The organism is Flavitalea flava, from assembly GCF_054461575.1.
The window spans coordinates 50,845-67,070 of record NZ_JBTLQH010000019.1 but is presented as its reverse complement, the minus strand read 5'-3'; the positions used below and the strand labels follow the sequence as shown (position 1 = coordinate 67,070).

Here is a 16,226-nt window from a genome sequence, read left to right as displayed (position 1 = left end):
AATACCTATGCCAATCATTGCCCCTTCGTTACTGGCCTCAGATTTTCTCCGGTTGGGGGAAGAATGTAAAATGCTGAATGAGAGCCAGGCAGACTGGTTTCACCTGGATGTCATGGATGGACGGTTTGTTCCAAATATCAGTTATGGTCTTCCGGTCATCGAACAATTACGAAAAACATCGGGTAAGATCTTTGATGTACATCTGATGATCGAAGAGCCGGAAAACTATGCAGAAGCTTTTAAAAAAGCCGGTGCCGACAGGTTGACCGTTCATTATGAAGCTTGTCGCCACCTGCACCGGAATATCCAGCAGATAAAAGCACTGGGAATGAAGGCAGGAGTGGCACTAAACCCGGCAACACCTGTTGAATTCCTCTCAGATATTTTACAGGATCTTGACCTCGTATTGATCATGAGCGTTAACCCCGGTTTCGGAGGACAGGAATTCATTCCGCATACCTATCAGAAGATCCACAATTTGAAACGGATGCTCCTTGACAAAGGGTTACAATTACTCATTGAGATCGATGGCGGGGTGACCCTGGAGAACGCGCCAGGCATACTTCGTGCAGGCGCCGATGTGCTGGTTGCAGGAAGCACCGTATTTAAATCAAAAGACCCTAAGGCAACGATTCGCTCTCTGAAAGAATCCGTCTGACAACAACCACCAGTCCATATGGACTGGTGCTAACGGAAAAGGCAAACGGGTGAACTATAATTTATGGACCATCTGGTCAAGTACTTCACCCGTCTGTTTTACCCAACTGGTCGGATTTTCCGGCCATTTTAATTTATGGGAGCCCAGCAGGGAGGCCAACATATCATACCCCTGATAGGCCTGGTAGGAAGAATAAAAACAATTGATCCATTTATTATCCAGATCTGATCTCTCCTGCACACCAATCCCGCCATTGTACCAGATAAAACAGGAAGGAAGCCCGCTGAACGATATATCGGTTTCGTGCCGCTGATGATTATCCAGGAAAAAAAGAGAGTAAAAATGCAGACAGGCTTTTACCCGCTCCCTTATCTCTTCCCGGGTTTCAGGTTTACCTGGTTTGATCCGCCACCGGTTATTGGTTGGATAAAAAGGATCCTCTGCCAGCCGCTTATGGACCAATCCTTCTGAAGAAAGCCGGATGATCGCAGGTCCGGCGGCCTTTTCAACCGCAGCCTTTTCTATTGAAACTTCCATTTGTTTGAGTGCTATTTCCCGTACCGTATAAATGGCAGCTGTACCATCGGCAAAACGAAGGGATAACTCCCGACTTTCCTTATCGAGCATCCATTTTCCCGTTTTTAGCCCGCATCGCGGGTTTGCGGTTGCTGAATGGTCGGGAAAAAGCGCCAATTCAGGATATTGACGGGTATCAATGACCGTATCCCAGAAGATATCATTCCAATGAGCTTTGTCGGCATCTTCAAATTTCCACACCTGTCCGATAACGGCTTCCAAGGCAACCATTCTGGTTGCTTTTAAAGAATGCAAGGCGGTGTCCCTTCCAGCATCCTCCCCCGAATGACCACCGGATTCCCTTCCCCGGATCACCGTTGATCCGCCCTCTGCCGTATCCTGACGATGGTGAAGCAGTTTCAGGCTCTCCTTAACAGGAACCCTGTCCCGGCAAGCGGCCAGGCTGCCCAAACAGGCCAATAAAAGGATCGCCGATTTTATCCGTCTGCCAAACATAAATACAAGTTAATTCCGTTTTTCTTTATTGCCAGTATTTTTTGCAACCAAATCTGTTTAATTTCGGACATATTAAATGTTTTTTCATTGAGAATTGTACTCGTTGCCCTGCTTATCCCTTTCCTGTTGTTTTTTCACCCGGCGCTGGCCCAAAAAAAATCGGCCTTCGTATCTGGCAAAGTTTTGGACGAAAATGAGAATCCATTGCCGGGAGTATCCGTAACGATACTGGGGCGGCAATCCGGGTTGGTAACTTCGGATTCCGGGACGTTCCGGATGAAGGTACCCGCAGAAAAAGCATTTGCCCTGGTATTCTCTTTTACCGGTTATAAGACGGAACAGCGCAATTTTCTGTTGAACGAACAGGAAAAAGAACGGATGGTGGTTAGAATGGAAAGGGGGACAAGACAATTGGAAGAAGTGGTCATCTCCGATCAAAGGGAAAGGAGAGAGACAGGCCTGGTAAAACTCAACCCTAAAAATGCAATAAATATTCCCGCTCCTATAGGCGGGATTGAAAGCCTGATCAAGATCTTCGTTGGCTCCAATAACGAGCTGACCTCTCAATACTCCGTACGGGGAGGGAACTACGATGAGAACCTGATCTATGTAAATGATTTTGAAGTCTTCCGCCCTTACCTGGTCAACAATGCCCAACAGGAAGGGTTGAGTTTCATCAATCCGGAAATGACCAGGAGCGTTAGTTTTTATACCGGTGGATTTCAGGCGAAGTATGGAGATAAAATGTCTTCTGCCCTCGATATTCAATATAGAAAGCCCCGCAGTTTTGGCGGCTCGGCCTATATTGGCTTGCTGGAGCAAGGCCTTCACCTGGAAGGAATAAGCAATAACAAAAAATTCACCTACCTTTTTGGCGTACGTAACCGGAGCAATAAAAATTTACTTAGCAGCCAGGAGACCAAAGGATCCTATGCACCCTCCTCATCGGATATCCAGGCTCTGCTTACTTACCAGTTGAACAATAAGAACCAGTTGGAATTCATGGGAACCTTTTCCCAGACAAAATTCCACCTGATCCCTCAATTCAGTCAACTGACCTCTTCTGTATTTTCTCCCTACTTCACCGCCAATCTGGGATTGGATATCTATTTCAACGGCCAGGAAATGGACAGTTACCAGACCAATATGCAGGGATTAGCCCTGACTCAGCAGGTACGAAAAAATTTACGGCTTAAATGGATGGCGTCCAGGTTCGTGGACAATGAGAAAGAATCCTATGACATTACGGGAAATTATCTGTTCGGGGACCGGGACTTCGATAAGAGCAGCGCCAGCTTTGGCCTGATCACCAATCCCCTGGGAGCCGGCACTTACCAGAACTTTGCCCGGGACCGGTTGAACATAACCGTTTGGAATGCCACCCATAAAGGATTCCTGGATCTCCATAAACACTATGTGCAATGGGGTGTCAGCGCAGAAAGGCAGATCGTTCATGATAAACTGGATCAGTGGCAATACCAGGATTCAGCCGGCTATTCCCTGCCCAATAATCCGGGATTTCTGGCATTGAGCAATGTGGTGAAATCCAATAATGATTTTTCGATCACCCGCCTGACAGGCTTTATACAGGACAATATCCTGTTCAGGGATTCCAGTGGCTTTACCCTTCAGGGCGGGCTCCGGTATAATTACAACACCCTGAATAAAGAATTGCTCCTTTCCCCCAGGCTGGGAGCCTCCTGGAAGCCGAGAGGCTCAGGAAAAGATTTTGTCTACCGGGCCGCAGTGGGTATATATAACCAGCCGCCTTTCTTCCGGGAAATCCTAAGACCCGACGGCAGTCTCAACAAAGACCTCAAGGCTCAGCGCAGTTGGCAGCTGGTTGTCGGCATGGATCATAATTTCAAGATGGATGAACGGCCGTTCCGTTTTACCACAGAGGCCTATTACAAACAAATGACCAGCGTAGATCCCTATGATGTAAACAATGTACATATACAATATTTCGGGCTCAATGATTCCAAAGCCTATGCAACGGGGGTTGAGTTCCGGTTGTTCGGTGAATTGGTTAAGGATGCCGAGAGCTGGGTCAGCATGGGATTTATGAAGTCTATGGAGAAGATCGACACTTCCTACTACAACTATACCCTCGATGCGCAAAATCATCCGGTAGACAGTGTCAGAACACCTGCCGGATGGGTTAGGAGGCCGACCGACCGGCTGTTAACCTTCGGACTTTTCCTGCAGGATTATCTGGCCACTAATAAAAACCTGAAAGTCTTTCTCAATTTCCTGTACGGCAGTAATCTGCCCTTCAATATTCCCGGCAGCATCAAATATCGCAATGCCCTGGTAATCGACCCCTATATCCGGATAGATGTGGGCTTTAGTGCCTTATTGCTGGATAGCGAAAAAAACAATCGCCGGAGTCACAGTCCTTTTCGTAATTTTGAAAACATCTGGGCGACCCTGGAAGTCTTTAACCTGATCGACCGTGCCAATACCATATCCTATTTACTGATCAAGGACTTTTCCAATACGACCTATGCCATGCCTAACCGCTTAACACCAAGGTTGCTGAACCTAAAGCTGGTAGCGCGCTTCTAAAGGACCTTTTCCTCCTGCTCCAACCCTTATCTCCTCCTGACTCAACCCTTATCTCCTCCTGTTTATCCCATTTTCTGAGCTTAATCGTATAACTACCTTCCGGCACTGTGATTGTCATCCCAAAACCTGGACAAAATTTCCCATTCAGGGAATTTTGGACCTGCGATTCTCCTTTCAGACAATTGGAAATCAATTGTTTATACTCTGGCAAGGGAATAGCAGATACAGTATAAACCCGTAATTATGAAGACTACAAATGCTACGAACCTTTTCACAGCCATCGCTTCGCTTTTTATTAAAAAGGAATTTATGCCCGCACTAATTCCGGTAAAAGTGATAACCAATCCACATTTTCAGAACCGTTAGCATTGATTGTTCCAATTTATTGATTGATAATAATAGTAATGCTTATGCTAACCAGAATTTCAGTCTATCCGAACCCTTTCGATTCTTTTTTGAATATTGAATTAACGTGTCCGGAGAAAAGGGATTTTATCATTCTCCTGGCTGATATCCATAATACGAGGATCATTCGGTTATTGGGGGCAGGACTGGGCAAGGGGATCAATAAGATTCCGCTGGCCAATCTGGCTTCTTTGGATGTAGGTAACTATCAGTTGGCCATTAAAAGTGCAGAAGGAGATATGATCTATAAGACGATGCTGGTGAAGCAATAAATCTACATCAAACAAGCAATCGAAATAAAATTCGAAACGCTTAAAAATACGAGCAACCTTTAGTCAGGATAAAAGCGGAGGCATGAGCCTCCCTTTTCCATTTTTATCTACCTTTGCTTCCATGACAAAACTCTCCGTTAACATAAACAAGTTTGCCACCTTGCGCAATAGCCGGGGAGGAAACAATCCGGACGTGGTTAAGGCTGCAGTAGACGCCCAGTTATTTGGTGCCGACGGGGTCACGGTACATCCCCGTCCCGATGAAAGACATATCCGTTATAAAGACGTTTATGACATCAAAAAGATCATTACCACTGAATTTAATATAGAAGGGAATTCCCAGGAGCAAAAATTCGTTGACCTGGTGCTCGGGGTTAAACCCACCCAGGTCACCCTTGTCCCCGATGCCCTGGATCAGATCACATCCAATCATGGTTGGGACACCGTTAGAAACAAAGAATACCTTAGCCATATCATTGGCGTTTTTCAAAAGGCCGGTATCCGTGTATCCCTTTTTGTGGACCCGGTGATCGAAATGGTAGAAGGCGCAGCAGCAACTGGCACCGACCGGATTGAACTTTATACCGAGGCATATGCCCAAGGGTATCAGGCTGACCGGGAAAAGGCCATAGCTCCTTATCGTGCCGCTGCGATCAAAGCCCGGGAACTTGGATTAGGTCTGAATGCCGGTCATGACCTGGACCTGCAGAATCTTAAATATTTCGCTCAACATATTTCAGGGCTGGATGAAGTTTCCATCGGTCATGCCCTGATCAGCGATGCCCTCTATCTCGGGTATGAAAATGCCATACAATTATATAAAAGACAGTTGATTTAAACCATTACCTACTTCCCTTAAACCATCTCCCCTCCTGTCTCATTAAAGCCCGCTATTCCTTCAATTCCGCCATGGGCCTCTCTTTTCCTACATCCTGATTATTCACCTTCGGTACAAAATGCCTGCATGTAACGAAAAGGAATTTTACATTTGGAGCAGATTCTCACCTCCTCCATAGGTCCCATTTGTTAATCCATAAAAACTTCCAAATGAAATCGAAGATTCAAACGCACCAAAACGAGGCTTCCGGGCCTCTGCGCAAAAAGCTGTTCTCTGCCGGTCTTCTGCTGGTCTTTTTCCAATTCACCTTCGTTTTTATTTCCCATGCCCAACTTACTACGGCACCCGGCGGTGGTAACAGAAAAGCGGTCAGCGGGGAAAGGATCGGTATTACAGATATCACGATCCGCTATGACCGTCCCGGCGTAAAGGGCAGGGATGGCCAGATCTGGGGCAAACTCATCCCTGCGGGTTATACTGACATGGGTTTTGGTACCAGTAAAGCAGCACCCTGGCGGGCAGGAGCCAATGAGAACACGACCATTGAATTCAGCACGGATGTAAAGATCGAAGGCCAGGACCTTCCTGCAGGGAAATACGGGTTCTTTATTGCCTATGACCCTGCCGAATGTACCCTTATCTTTTCCAAAAATTCGGGTTCCTGGGGTAGCTTTTATTATGATCCCAAAGAAGATGCGCTAAAGGTAAAAGTCAAACCCGTAGCCCTTGACAAAAGTGTAGAATGGCTGAAATACGAATTCCTTGACCAGAAAGAAAATTCTGTAACGGTAGCACTTCAATGGGAAAAACTCATGATCCCTTTTAAGGTAGATGTCGATTATGTAAAATACCAGCTGGAATCCTTCCGCAAGGAACTCCGCAGCGACAAAGGTTTTACCTGGAACGCCTGGGACCAGGCCGCACAGTTCTGTGTGCTGCATAATACCAATCTTGAGGAGGGCCTTAGTTGGGCCAACACAGCGGTCGCTGGCACATTTATAGGGCAGAAAAATTTTACGACCCTTTCTACCAAGGCGCAGATCCTGTCACTGCAAGGCAAAAAGGATGAGGCAGATCTCATCATGAAAGAAGCGATCCCCATGGGTCAGGTTGGTGAAGTACACCAGTATGCACGTCAATTGCTGGCTCAAAAAAAGACCAAAGAAGCCTTTGACGCCTTCAAAATGAATTACGACAAACATCCTAATGAATTCACCACCAATATGGGTATGGCCCGGGGGTATTCAGGCATGGGCGATTACAAAAAAGCGCTTGCTTTTCTGCAAAAAGCCCAGGCACAGGCTCCCGATGCGGGAAACAAGACGAACATTGAAAAATATATCCCTATGTTACAGGAGGGAAAAGATATCAACTGAGTCCCGATTTAAGATCAGTATATCCATCCATTAAACCACAGAAGCCTTCGTAACCAGAACAACAAAAGCCTCACCCAAGTGGGGCTTTTACTTTGGTCAAAAACAATCCTGGACTTTGCCTGCGATTTAATTACAACCAAGCAGTTCGCAGAGCTTGGCCTGGAGATCCGCTCCCCGCAGGTTCCTGCCAACGATCTTCCCATTCGGATCGATGAGGAAATTCTGTGGAATGCTTTGTATATGATACTTTACAGCAACCTCATTATACCAGAATTTCAGATCGCTCACCTGGGTCCAGGCAAGACCGTCGTCTTTAATGGCTTTTATCCAGGGCTCTTTGGCTTTATCCAGAGAAATACCCAAAACGGTAAAATTCTTGTCCTTGAATTTTTTATAGGTTGTTACCACATTGGGGTTCTCCATACGGCAGGGGCCGCACCAACTGGCCCAGAAATCAACCAGGACGTATTTCCCCTTAAAGGATGATAAGGCGATTGAGCGACCCGCTGTATCATTCTGTTTGAAATCCATAGCCTCTGTTCCGATAGCTCCGACCTTTGCATCATCCAGCTGTTTTTGAAGATATTGACCATAGTATCCCTTTTTTACATCGGGGGATAAAGAATTGAGTCTTTTTTCCCTCGTCATGACATCCTCGGACAATTGGCTTAATACCACGAGAACAAAAGGAGCGACATAAGAGGATTTTTTATTATTGACGAATTCGCCCAATTTGGAATCGACAGAATCCGCCAGATTCTGGTAGGCCTTGAAAAGGGAATCTTTTGCCTTAGCGCCTTCAGGAGAATTGGCCATCTGCGTGATCGTATTGATACGGGCGAAATAAGGATTGAAGTTTTTTTGAAACTCCTGAAAGTCATCATTGGAAGGAGATCCTTTTGTGGTAATTCCTTTCAGATCTTCTACGGATCCGGACATGGCGACTTTGTCATTTCCCAGGAACAGTACGGTCTTTTTCTTTGCGCTCCCGAAATTCACTTCGAAGAGGTTAGGCTCCGCCACATGGCCGTTTAATACGAATTGGCCCTTTGTTACCAGCGCCTTTGCCAGCGTATCGGCAGGGTTATTCGCATCGGTAAGGAAAACGGGCGATTGATCCGCCAAACCCTTTACTTCTCCGTTAATGACAAACCTGGGTTCATTACCGCCTTGTCCGATCGATAACAGGGGCAGCGCACAGAGTATCAGGAAAAATGACTTCATGAGTGAAACTTATTTAATTTTATTTATTCAGCATTCAATTTATTCAACATTCCGTTTTTTCAGCCATTGGTTTATCCAACAATCAGCTTATTCAGCCATTGGCTTATTTCGTATGCCTTTCCTGCAAAACCTTTGTCACGTCCTGCAAATTAAAACCTTTGGCATTTAAAAGAATAAGATAATGAAAAAGCAGGTCCGCCGCCTCATCGAGGAAAAGGTTGTCGTTATGATCTTTGGCCTCTATCACTACTTCGACCGCCTCCTCTCCTACCTTCTGAGCGATCTTATTTATCCCTTTTGCAAACAGGCTCGCCACATAGGATTTTTCCGAGGGGTTTTCTTTACGTTCCTGGATGATCTCCTCCAATTGTGCAAGGAAATCTTCTCGGTGATTCTTTTCATCCCAGCAGGTGTCGGCGCCGGTATGGCATACAGGCCCGAGAGGCTCGGCTTTAATAAGCAGGGTATCCCGATCACAATCGACTGCCACATGCTTCACCAGTAAAAAATTTCCGCTTTCCTCTCCTTTTGTCCATAACCTGCCCTTTGAGCGGCTGAAAAAGGTGAGCTTACCATCCTGCATCGTTTTATGAAAGGCTTCTTCATTCATAAACCCCAGCATAAGCACCTTATACGTCTGCACATCCTGCACAATGGCGGGGACAAGACCGTCCGCATACTTTTTAAAATCCACCTCCCCCATACCCCCCTGAAGAGGGAGTTTCTGTTTTAGATCCCCTTTATTAATTTCTGCCGTCATTTATTCTTAATGATTTATCAATTAAACAATTCATTATTATATTTTCTTTCTCTTTATTCTCCCTTCAGGGAGTTAGAGTGTCATATTCTTACCGTGATATTCTGCCCATGCAAATATCCTTTTAATTCCGGAATGGCGATTTCCTTAAAATGGAAAATACTGGCTGCTAATGCCGCATCGGCCTTTCCTGCTCCCAGGATCTCCACAAAATGTTCCTTGGTCCCCCCTCCGCCGGATGCAATAATAGGTACCGGCAAGGATTCTGCCAATTTTCGGGTAATATCCACCGCAAAGCCTTTTTTTGTCCCGTCATGGTTCATCGAAGTCAGTAAAATTTCCCCCGCACCCAGATCTACGGCTTTCCTGGCCCAATCGGCACATTTTGCTTCAGTTCTCACCCTGCCGCCGTTCAGGTAAACATACCAATCCCCATCTTCTTCCTGGCGGGTATCGATAGCCAGTACAACGCATTGACTCCCGAATTCCTTAGCCAGTTCTGCTATCAGTTCCGGGCGTTTAAAAGCAGAGGTATTTACGGAAATCTTATCCGCTCCGTTTTGCAACAGCACACTTACATCCTCTACACTGCTGATCCCTCCGCCAACCGTAAAAGGAATATTGATATGATGCGCGATCCGGTTGACCAGTTCCCACAAGGTTTTCCTTTTTTCAATGGTCGCCGTGATGTCTAAAAAAACCAGTTCGTCCGCACCCTGACTGGCATAAAGCGCACCCAATTCCACCGGATCCCCGGCATCCCGGATATTCTCAAAATTGACTCCCTTTACAGTACGTCCATCTTTAATATCCAGACAGGGAATTATTCTTTTCGTCAGGCCCCCCAGCCCCCTATAGGGGGAGTTTGGTAACATGCTGCTGGTATTGGTAGTTTCGTTCATTTCATTTTCAATTTGTTCGTTTAATGTCTTTGAGGAACATTCCCCCTTTAGGGGGCTAGGGGGTTAATTCCGCCAACCTGATCCTTCCTTCATAGATAGCTTTGCCGATGATCACTCCTTTACACCCGATTTCCTCCAGTTGATGAACATCTTCTATCGTACTTACACCGCCGCTGGCTATGAAATGTAGGGCGGGGAACTTCCCCAGGATATTCCGGTACAGGTCAAGCGAAGGTCCTTCCAATAATCCATCCTTGCTTACATCCGTACAGAAGATCTGTTTCACCCCTTTTTCAATATACTCTTCGATAAAATCATAGATCCAGCGATCGGTGGTTTCCAGCCACCCACCAACAGCTATCTTTTCTTCTTTTACATCCGCTCCCAATAAAAAACGTTCTGCGCCGTATTCCTGCAGCCAACTCACGAATAATTCGCCGTTCTTCACTGCAATACTTCCTAACGTAGCAAAAGCTGCGCCCGAATTCAGCACGACCTTTACATCCTTTTCAGTTTTGATGCCGCCGCCAAAATCTATGACCATTTTTGTTTTTCCGGCGATGGATTCCAATACTTTCCAGTTTTTAACCGAACCTGCCTTTGCCCCGTCAAGGTCTACAAGGTGAAGTCTCCGCAGGCCTGCGTCCTCAAATTCCTTCGCCACTTCCAACGGACGCTCGTTATAGATCTTTTTCTGACTGTAATCTCCTTGTGTCAGCCGAACGCATTTTCCTTCAATAATATCTATGGCTGGAATGATCTCCATTTTTTCCCTTCTTTTTATGTAACCGATTAAAATATACCAAAATAAAAACTAAGCTGCGTCGCTTCCGCTAAACTATCCGGTCTCCCAGGAAGTTCCGGAGGATCTGCTCACCGGCAGCCGCCGATTTTTCCGGATGGAACTGAACTCCATAAAAATTATCCTTATGCAGGGCTGAGCTGTATGGCAGTACATAATCGGTCATTCCGATCGTATGTTTACCTGAAGCTGCATAGTAGCCATGTACAAAATAACAATAGCTATTATTGGCCAATCCATCAAAAAGGCCGGTCTTCAGCGCATAGATCGTATTCCATCCGATCTGTGGAACTTTAAGCCCTTCTGCCAATTGAACAGAAGAGGGAACGAACTTCTTTACCTCTTCTTCGAAGATCCCGAGACATTCCGTATCATTTTCTTCGCTATAGCGGCACATCAGCTGCATACCCAGACAAATTCCCAGAACGGGCTGCCGTAAATTCTTTATCACCTTATCGAGACCTCTTTCCTTCAGATAATTCATGGCAGAGCTTGCTTCGCCAACACCGGGAAAGATCACTTTATCGGCTGCCCGGATCAGTTCATGATCGTCCGTTACCAGCGCTTCTTTCCCGATACGCTCCAGCGCATAGAGAACCGATTGTATATTCCCTGCATTATATTTTACAATGGCTACATTCATTTAATTTAAAATAGCCGTTAAAAATTGTTTCGTGGCGGCTTCGATATCCTTACTTCCCGCTGCCCCTTCCAATGCCTTGATATAAGCCGTTCCTATGATGGCTCCATTAGCATGAAGACAGGCAGCCTCGAAACTCTGCCGGTCCCTGATGCCAAAGCCTACCAGCACAGGATTGCGCAAAACCATGGCCTGTAAACGTTCAAAGTAGTTTTGTTGATCGGCGATATTCTTATCCTTCCCCGTTGTGGAGGAGGACGAAACGGCATAAAGAAAACCCGAACTTAAGGCGTCCACCTGACGAATACGTTGCTCCGGGGTTTCCGGAGTTACCAGGAAAATAAAATCAAGGCCATATTTTTTGATTATGGGTCCGTATTCTGTCTCGAATTCATAAATGGGCAGATCCGGCAGGATCAGCCCATCTACTCCTGCAGCCGAAGCATCGGCACAAAATTTTTCAAACCCGTATTGTAAAACCGGGTTCATGTAACCCATCAGGATTACCGGAACCTCGATAGCCGGCCGCAACTTCTTTAACTGATCAAGCAATTTTACAAGAGTCATTCCATTTTCCAGCGCCTTACCGCTGCTGGCCTGGATCACAGGTCCATCTGCAAGCGGATCGCTATAGGGGATTCCCAATTCGATCAGATCGGCGCCATTTTCGGCAAGGGCAGTGATGACATCCAGGGTACTGTCCAGCTGCGGGTAACCGGCTGTACAATAGACATTCAGTACATTTTTATTTTTCTTTGCAAAAAGTCCGGCAATTCTGCTCATGATAATTTTTATTTTATGCTACTAACCTTCCATCGTCCTCATATAGGTGGCCATATCCTTGTCTCCTCTGCCGCTCAGGCAAAGTACCACGACATCTTTTTCATTAAGCTGCAATTGATTCAGGCCGGCAAGGGCATGGGACGATTCAAGAGCAGGGATGATGCCTTCCAGACGCGCCAGTTCAAAGGCGGCGGCCAATGCTTCCTCATCCGTAGCGCTCAGGAATGTTCCTCTTCCGCTGTCATAAAGATGGGCATGCAGGGGGCCGATGCCCGGATAATCCAAACCGGCCGAAATGCTATGCGGTTCTACGATTTGCCCGTCTTCGGTCTGCATGACAAAACTCCGGCTTCCATGGAGTACACCTTCTTTGCCCAGTTGAGTGGTCGCTGCACTCATTCCGCTATGGACCCCATGGCCGGCTGCTTCTACTGCAATCAACTCCACGCTCAGTTCATCCAGATAATGATAGAAGGTCCCTGCAGCATTACTGCCGCCGCCTACACAGGCAATGACATGAGTGGGCAATTCGCTGCCTGTCTTTTCCTTTAACTGGATGCGGATCTCTTCGCTGATCACACTTTGGAAACGGGCAACCATATCCGGATAAGGATGCGGGCCTACTACACTACCGATAATATAATGTGTATCGTTGGGGTTATTGATCCAATCCCGTATCGCTTCATTGGTCGCGTCTTTCAGGGTCTTGCTGCCGCTGAGGGCAGGAATGACTTTTGCACCCAGCATTTTCATCCTGGCGACATTGGGAGCCTGCCGTTCGATATCTTTTTCACCCATGTATACGATACATTCCAATCCTTTCAACGCACAGACAGTAGCCGTCGCCACACCATGCTGACCTGCGCCGGTTTCAGCAATGATGCGCTTTTTGCCCAGCCGCTGTGCCAAAAGGATCTGGCCAAGAGCATTGTTTAGTTTATGCGATCCGGTATGACAAAGATCTTCCCGTTTAAGCCAGATCTGCGCATTATATTTCCGGCTCAGCCGGGTAGCCAGGTACAAAGGCGAAGGACGTCCCACATAATCTTTCAGCAGCGAATCATATTCCTTCTGAAAAGAAGCATCATGCATGATCTCCAGGTAGCGGGTACGTAATTCTTCCACATTGGGGTGCAGCATCTCAGGTATAAATGCACCTCCGAATTTACCATAATAACCCCTTTCATCCGGGGACCGGTAGCTTACCGAGGTTTTCTTAAAAGGTTTAGTAGACATACGTTCATTATTATTCCGTTCAACTTATTGATTTTGTTTCAGTCCATCGATCATAGCCCTGATCTTTTTCAGGTCCTTTACCCCTGCGCTTGTTTCAAACTTGCTGTTAATATCGATGGAGAACATTTTCCTGGCTACGGGATCCTTTGCAAATTCCTTTAACTTATCAACATCGGCCGGCTCGATCCCTCCGCTTAAAAAAAACAGTTTATCGATCCGGGACTGTTTCAAAACGTTCCAATTGAATTTTTTGCCGGTACCTCCATATCCTGCGCCTTCCGTATCGAAAAGGAACATATCGCAGGAATCCTGGTAAGGACGTATGATCCATTCGATCGGGTCATCCTCGCCCAGGCGGAATACCTTGATCACCGAAATATAGTTAGCCAATTGCTCGCAAAAACGGGGCGTCTCATCTCCATGAAGCTGAACCATATCCAGGCCATAATTATCCACCTGTTTCATGACTTCTTCATAAGTAGCATTGACAAAGACCCCAACCTTGCCCAACCGGATTTTGGCCTTTTTTAATTGTTCGCCGGAAAGATGCCGGACAACATACCTTGGAGATTTCGGGTAAAAAATAAACCCGGCAAAATCCACCCCCATTGCATCGAGTTGTTTGACCTGGTCAAGCTCGGTCATTCCGCAGACTTTTACTCTCATAAGTTTTCTCCCGCAGGGCCGGTCCTACATCCGGAAGCCCCGTTATTTAACTGGTGAACAAATGAGGCAAAAACAATCATAGACATGTATAAAAAATAAACCCTTCTCTCAACTATTACCCTTTTCTCAACGCTGAAACAAATTCCGAAAAGGCCGCTGCCGGGTCTTTTTCCCGCATAAAATTCTCACCGATCAAAAAACCTTTAAAACCGGATTTCCTCAGATGCAGGATCGCCTCGGTTTTACTGATCCCGCTCTCCGAAATAGTGATCTTGCCGGCTGGTATTTTTTTACTTAATTGGACGGAACGCTCAACGTCCACCGTAAATGTTTTCAGGTCACGGTTATTCACACCAACCAGCACTGTCTCTTCACATATATGTTCCAGCTCCGCTTCATTATGGATCTCCAGCAAGACCTCCAGTCCAAGGGACCGGGCAAAAACAGCCAGTTTCTTCACCTCGGCGGGCGTTAAACAGGCTGCGATCAGCAGGATAACATCGGCACCCATTGCCCTGGCTTCCAGGATTTGATATTCATCGATCATAAAATCCTTACGCAGGATCGGTATGGCTTGTTCCCTGGCCATCGTCAGGTCGTCCCAACTGCCGCCGAAGAACTCCTGATCCGTCAATACAGACAAACAGGAGGCCCCGTGCAAGGCATATCCCCTGGTCACTTCCCTTACATCCGCCTGGCCATTGATCAGCCCTTTCGATGGAGATCGCCTTTTAAATTCGGCAATGATTCCGGTTTTCTGCGGGTCGGTCAGGAATTGCCGGAGGGAGAATGTCTTCCTTGAGAAAAAAGGCATTTTTTCCAATACGGCTACGGGGGTAGCTATCTTTCTCTGTTCAACTTCTCCTCTTTTAAAATCAATTATTTTATCCAGTATGTTCATATCCTAAAAAACCTGTTAATGTGATCCGAAATACTTTTCATAAGATCCGGGAGTAAGCACCCTTCTGTTCGTCAGGATGCTTGTAATGAAATCAATTTCTGCAGCGACTGATAGGCTTTCCCACTTTCCAGGCTATCCACTGCCGCGCTGTAGGCATCGTTATAACTGGCATATCCTCCAGTACTATGCAGTGCCATTGCTGCATTTGCCAGCACTACCGCATTCTGCGCCCAGCTGCCTTCCACTTTCAGGATCTTCGTGAATAACTTTGCAGCTTCTTCCACTGTATTTCCACCATAAATATCGGAAGCATTTACCATTCGTTTGCCTAATTCTTCCGGGGTCATGATCTTTTCCCCTTTATTGGTAATCACCTTGGTATCACCGGTCAGCGAGATTTCGTCATATCCGTCCAGGCTGTGAATAATGGTAAAACTACCTTCTGTCTGCTGAAGGAGATAATTGTATACCCTCGCCATCTCCAGATTATACACCCCCACGAGCTGAAATTTAGGGAAGGCAGGGTTTACCATCGACCCCAACATATTAAAAAAGGTACGTATGCCAAGATTTTTCCGGATGGGTCCGACTATCTTCAACGCAGGATGGAACAAAGGTGCATGCAGGAAACAAATATTGGCCGACTCCACCTCCTGGCGCAGCCTGGCAGCGTCATTCTTAAATTTATACCCCAGCTGTTCCATGACATTCGAAGCGCCGCTGATACTGGAGGCTCCGTAATTTCCATGTTTGGCAACCTTCTGCCCGGTACCGGCCACAATAAAACAAGCCAGGGTGGAGATATTAAAGGTGTTTTTCCCGTCCCCTCCCGTACCTACAATATCGATGGTATCATGGCCGTTCAGATCGACACGCACACAGAGTTCCAGAAGAGCGTCCCTGAACCCCTGCAGTTCATCGATAGTAATACTACGCATAAGGAATACCGTAATAAAAGCAGTTATTTCACTTTCGTTATATTGACCGCCGGCGATATTGATCAGTATTTCCCGGGATTTCTCCCGCGAGAGCGTCTTATGCTCAAATAAATATTGTAAGATCTTTTTCATCCTTCGTTTTTATGCTTTCCATTTAAAATCTCTACTTATCATAGAATAACTTCAGGTGTCAACCTCTTCCAACTTCACCATTTTACTTCAGGCTAC

The 16,226-nt window shown here is 46.3% G+C and carries 17 protein-coding genes; 6 read left to right on the top strand and 11 right to left on the bottom strand.

Features of this window, described 5'->3' with window-relative positions:
- The first annotated feature begins 7 nt into the window (after positions 1–7).
- Positions 8–658, top strand: coding sequence for a ribulose-phosphate 3-epimerase (gene rpe, locus ACX0G9_RS17200; protein WP_459066177.1), 651 nt, complete (start codon positions 8–10; stop codon positions 656–658).
- Positions 659–712: 54 nt separating this feature from the next.
- On the opposite strand, the gene ACX0G9_RS17195 is transcribed toward rpe, so the two are convergent.
- The gene (locus tag ACX0G9_RS17195) at positions 713–1,690 is read right to left on the bottom strand and encodes a hypothetical protein (RefSeq protein ID WP_459066176.1); all 978 of its coding nucleotides are present in this window, start codon (positions 1,688–1,690) and stop codon (positions 713–715) included.
- Between the two features lie 87 nt (positions 1,691–1,777).
- Between ACX0G9_RS17195 and ACX0G9_RS17190 the strand changes: the two genes are divergently transcribed.
- The 5 genes from ACX0G9_RS17190 (at position 1,778) to ACX0G9_RS17170 (ending at position 7,149) form a co-directional block, all read left to right on the top strand.
- On the top strand, positions 1,778–4,258 hold the full coding sequence (locus tag ACX0G9_RS17190) for a TonB-dependent receptor (protein WP_459066175.1): 2,481 nt from the start codon (positions 1,778–1,780) through the stop codon (positions 4,256–4,258).
- Between the two features lie 243 nt (positions 4,259–4,501).
- Positions 4,502–4,624, top strand: a complete 123-nt coding sequence (locus ACX0G9_RS17185; RefSeq protein ID WP_459066174.1) for a hypothetical protein — start codon at positions 4,502–4,504, stop codon at positions 4,622–4,624.
- Between the two features lie 44 nt (positions 4,625–4,668).
- Positions 4,669–4,935 carry a hypothetical protein gene (locus ACX0G9_RS17180; RefSeq protein WP_459066173.1) on the top strand — a complete coding sequence of 89 codons (267 nt, stop codon included), beginning with the start codon at positions 4,669–4,671 and terminating at the stop codon, positions 4,933–4,935.
- Positions 4,936–5,017: 82 nt separating this feature from the next.
- Positions 5,018–5,773 (top strand): pyridoxine 5'-phosphate synthase, encoded by a 756-nt coding sequence (locus ACX0G9_RS17175; protein WP_459066172.1) that lies wholly within the window; start codon positions 5,018–5,020, stop codon positions 5,771–5,773.
- Between the two features lie 209 nt (positions 5,774–5,982).
- The gene (locus tag ACX0G9_RS17170; RefSeq protein WP_459066171.1) at positions 5,983–7,149 is read left to right on the top strand and encodes a DUF2911 domain-containing protein; all 1,167 of its coding nucleotides are present in this window, start codon (positions 5,983–5,985) and stop codon (positions 7,147–7,149) included.
- Between the two features lie 126 nt (positions 7,150–7,275).
- On the opposite strand, the gene ACX0G9_RS17165 is transcribed toward ACX0G9_RS17170, so the two are convergent.
- The 10 genes from ACX0G9_RS17165 to trpD all read right to left on the bottom strand — a co-directional run bounded on the left by ACX0G9_RS17165 (position 7,276) and on the right by trpD (position 16,130).
- Positions 7,276–8,373 (bottom strand): redoxin domain-containing protein, encoded by a 1,098-nt coding sequence (locus ACX0G9_RS17165; RefSeq protein WP_459066170.1) that lies wholly within the window; start codon positions 8,371–8,373, stop codon positions 7,276–7,278.
- A gap of 103 nt (positions 8,374–8,476) precedes the next feature.
- Entirely contained in the window at positions 8,477–9,133 is a 657-nt protein-coding gene (gene hisIE / locus ACX0G9_RS17160) for a bifunctional phosphoribosyl-AMP cyclohydrolase/phosphoribosyl-ATP diphosphatase HisIE (RefSeq protein WP_459066169.1), read from the bottom strand.
- Between the two features lie 80 nt (positions 9,134–9,213).
- Positions 9,214–10,032 (bottom strand): imidazole glycerol phosphate synthase subunit HisF, encoded by an 819-nt coding sequence (gene hisF, locus ACX0G9_RS17155; RefSeq protein ID WP_459066168.1) that lies wholly within the window; start codon positions 10,030–10,032, stop codon positions 9,214–9,216.
- A gap of 55 nt (positions 10,033–10,087) precedes the next feature.
- Positions 10,088–10,798, bottom strand: coding sequence for a 1-(5-phosphoribosyl)-5-[(5-phosphoribosylamino)methylideneamino]imidazole-4-carboxamide isomerase (gene hisA / locus ACX0G9_RS17150; protein WP_459066167.1), 711 nt, complete (start codon positions 10,796–10,798; stop codon positions 10,088–10,090).
- 67 nt (positions 10,799–10,865) lie between these two features.
- Positions 10,866–11,477, bottom strand: a complete 612-nt coding sequence (gene hisH / locus ACX0G9_RS17145) for an imidazole glycerol phosphate synthase subunit HisH (RefSeq protein ID WP_459066166.1) — start codon at positions 11,475–11,477, stop codon at positions 10,866–10,868.
- Positions 11,478–12,257 carry a tryptophan synthase subunit alpha gene (gene trpA, locus ACX0G9_RS17140; RefSeq protein WP_459066165.1) on the bottom strand — a complete coding sequence of 260 codons (780 nt, stop codon included), beginning with the start codon at positions 12,255–12,257 and terminating at the stop codon, positions 11,478–11,480. It abuts the gene before it with no gap.
- 21 nt (positions 12,258–12,278) lie between these two features.
- Entirely contained in the window at positions 12,279–13,493 is a 1,215-nt protein-coding gene (trpB, locus tag ACX0G9_RS17135) for a tryptophan synthase subunit beta (protein WP_459066164.1), read from the bottom strand.
- A gap of 24 nt (positions 13,494–13,517) precedes the next feature.
- Positions 13,518–14,159 (bottom strand): phosphoribosylanthranilate isomerase, encoded by a 642-nt coding sequence (locus tag ACX0G9_RS17130; protein WP_459066163.1) that lies wholly within the window; start codon positions 14,157–14,159, stop codon positions 13,518–13,520.
- Positions 14,160–14,274: 115 nt separating this feature from the next.
- Positions 14,275–15,060, bottom strand: a complete 786-nt coding sequence (gene trpC, locus ACX0G9_RS17125) for an indole-3-glycerol phosphate synthase TrpC (RefSeq protein WP_459066162.1) — start codon at positions 15,058–15,060, stop codon at positions 14,275–14,277.
- A gap of 71 nt (positions 15,061–15,131) precedes the next feature.
- Positions 15,132–16,130, bottom strand: a complete 999-nt coding sequence (gene trpD, locus ACX0G9_RS17120; RefSeq protein WP_459066161.1) for an anthranilate phosphoribosyltransferase — start codon at positions 16,128–16,130, stop codon at positions 15,132–15,134.
- Positions 16,131–16,226 lie beyond the last annotated feature (96 nt).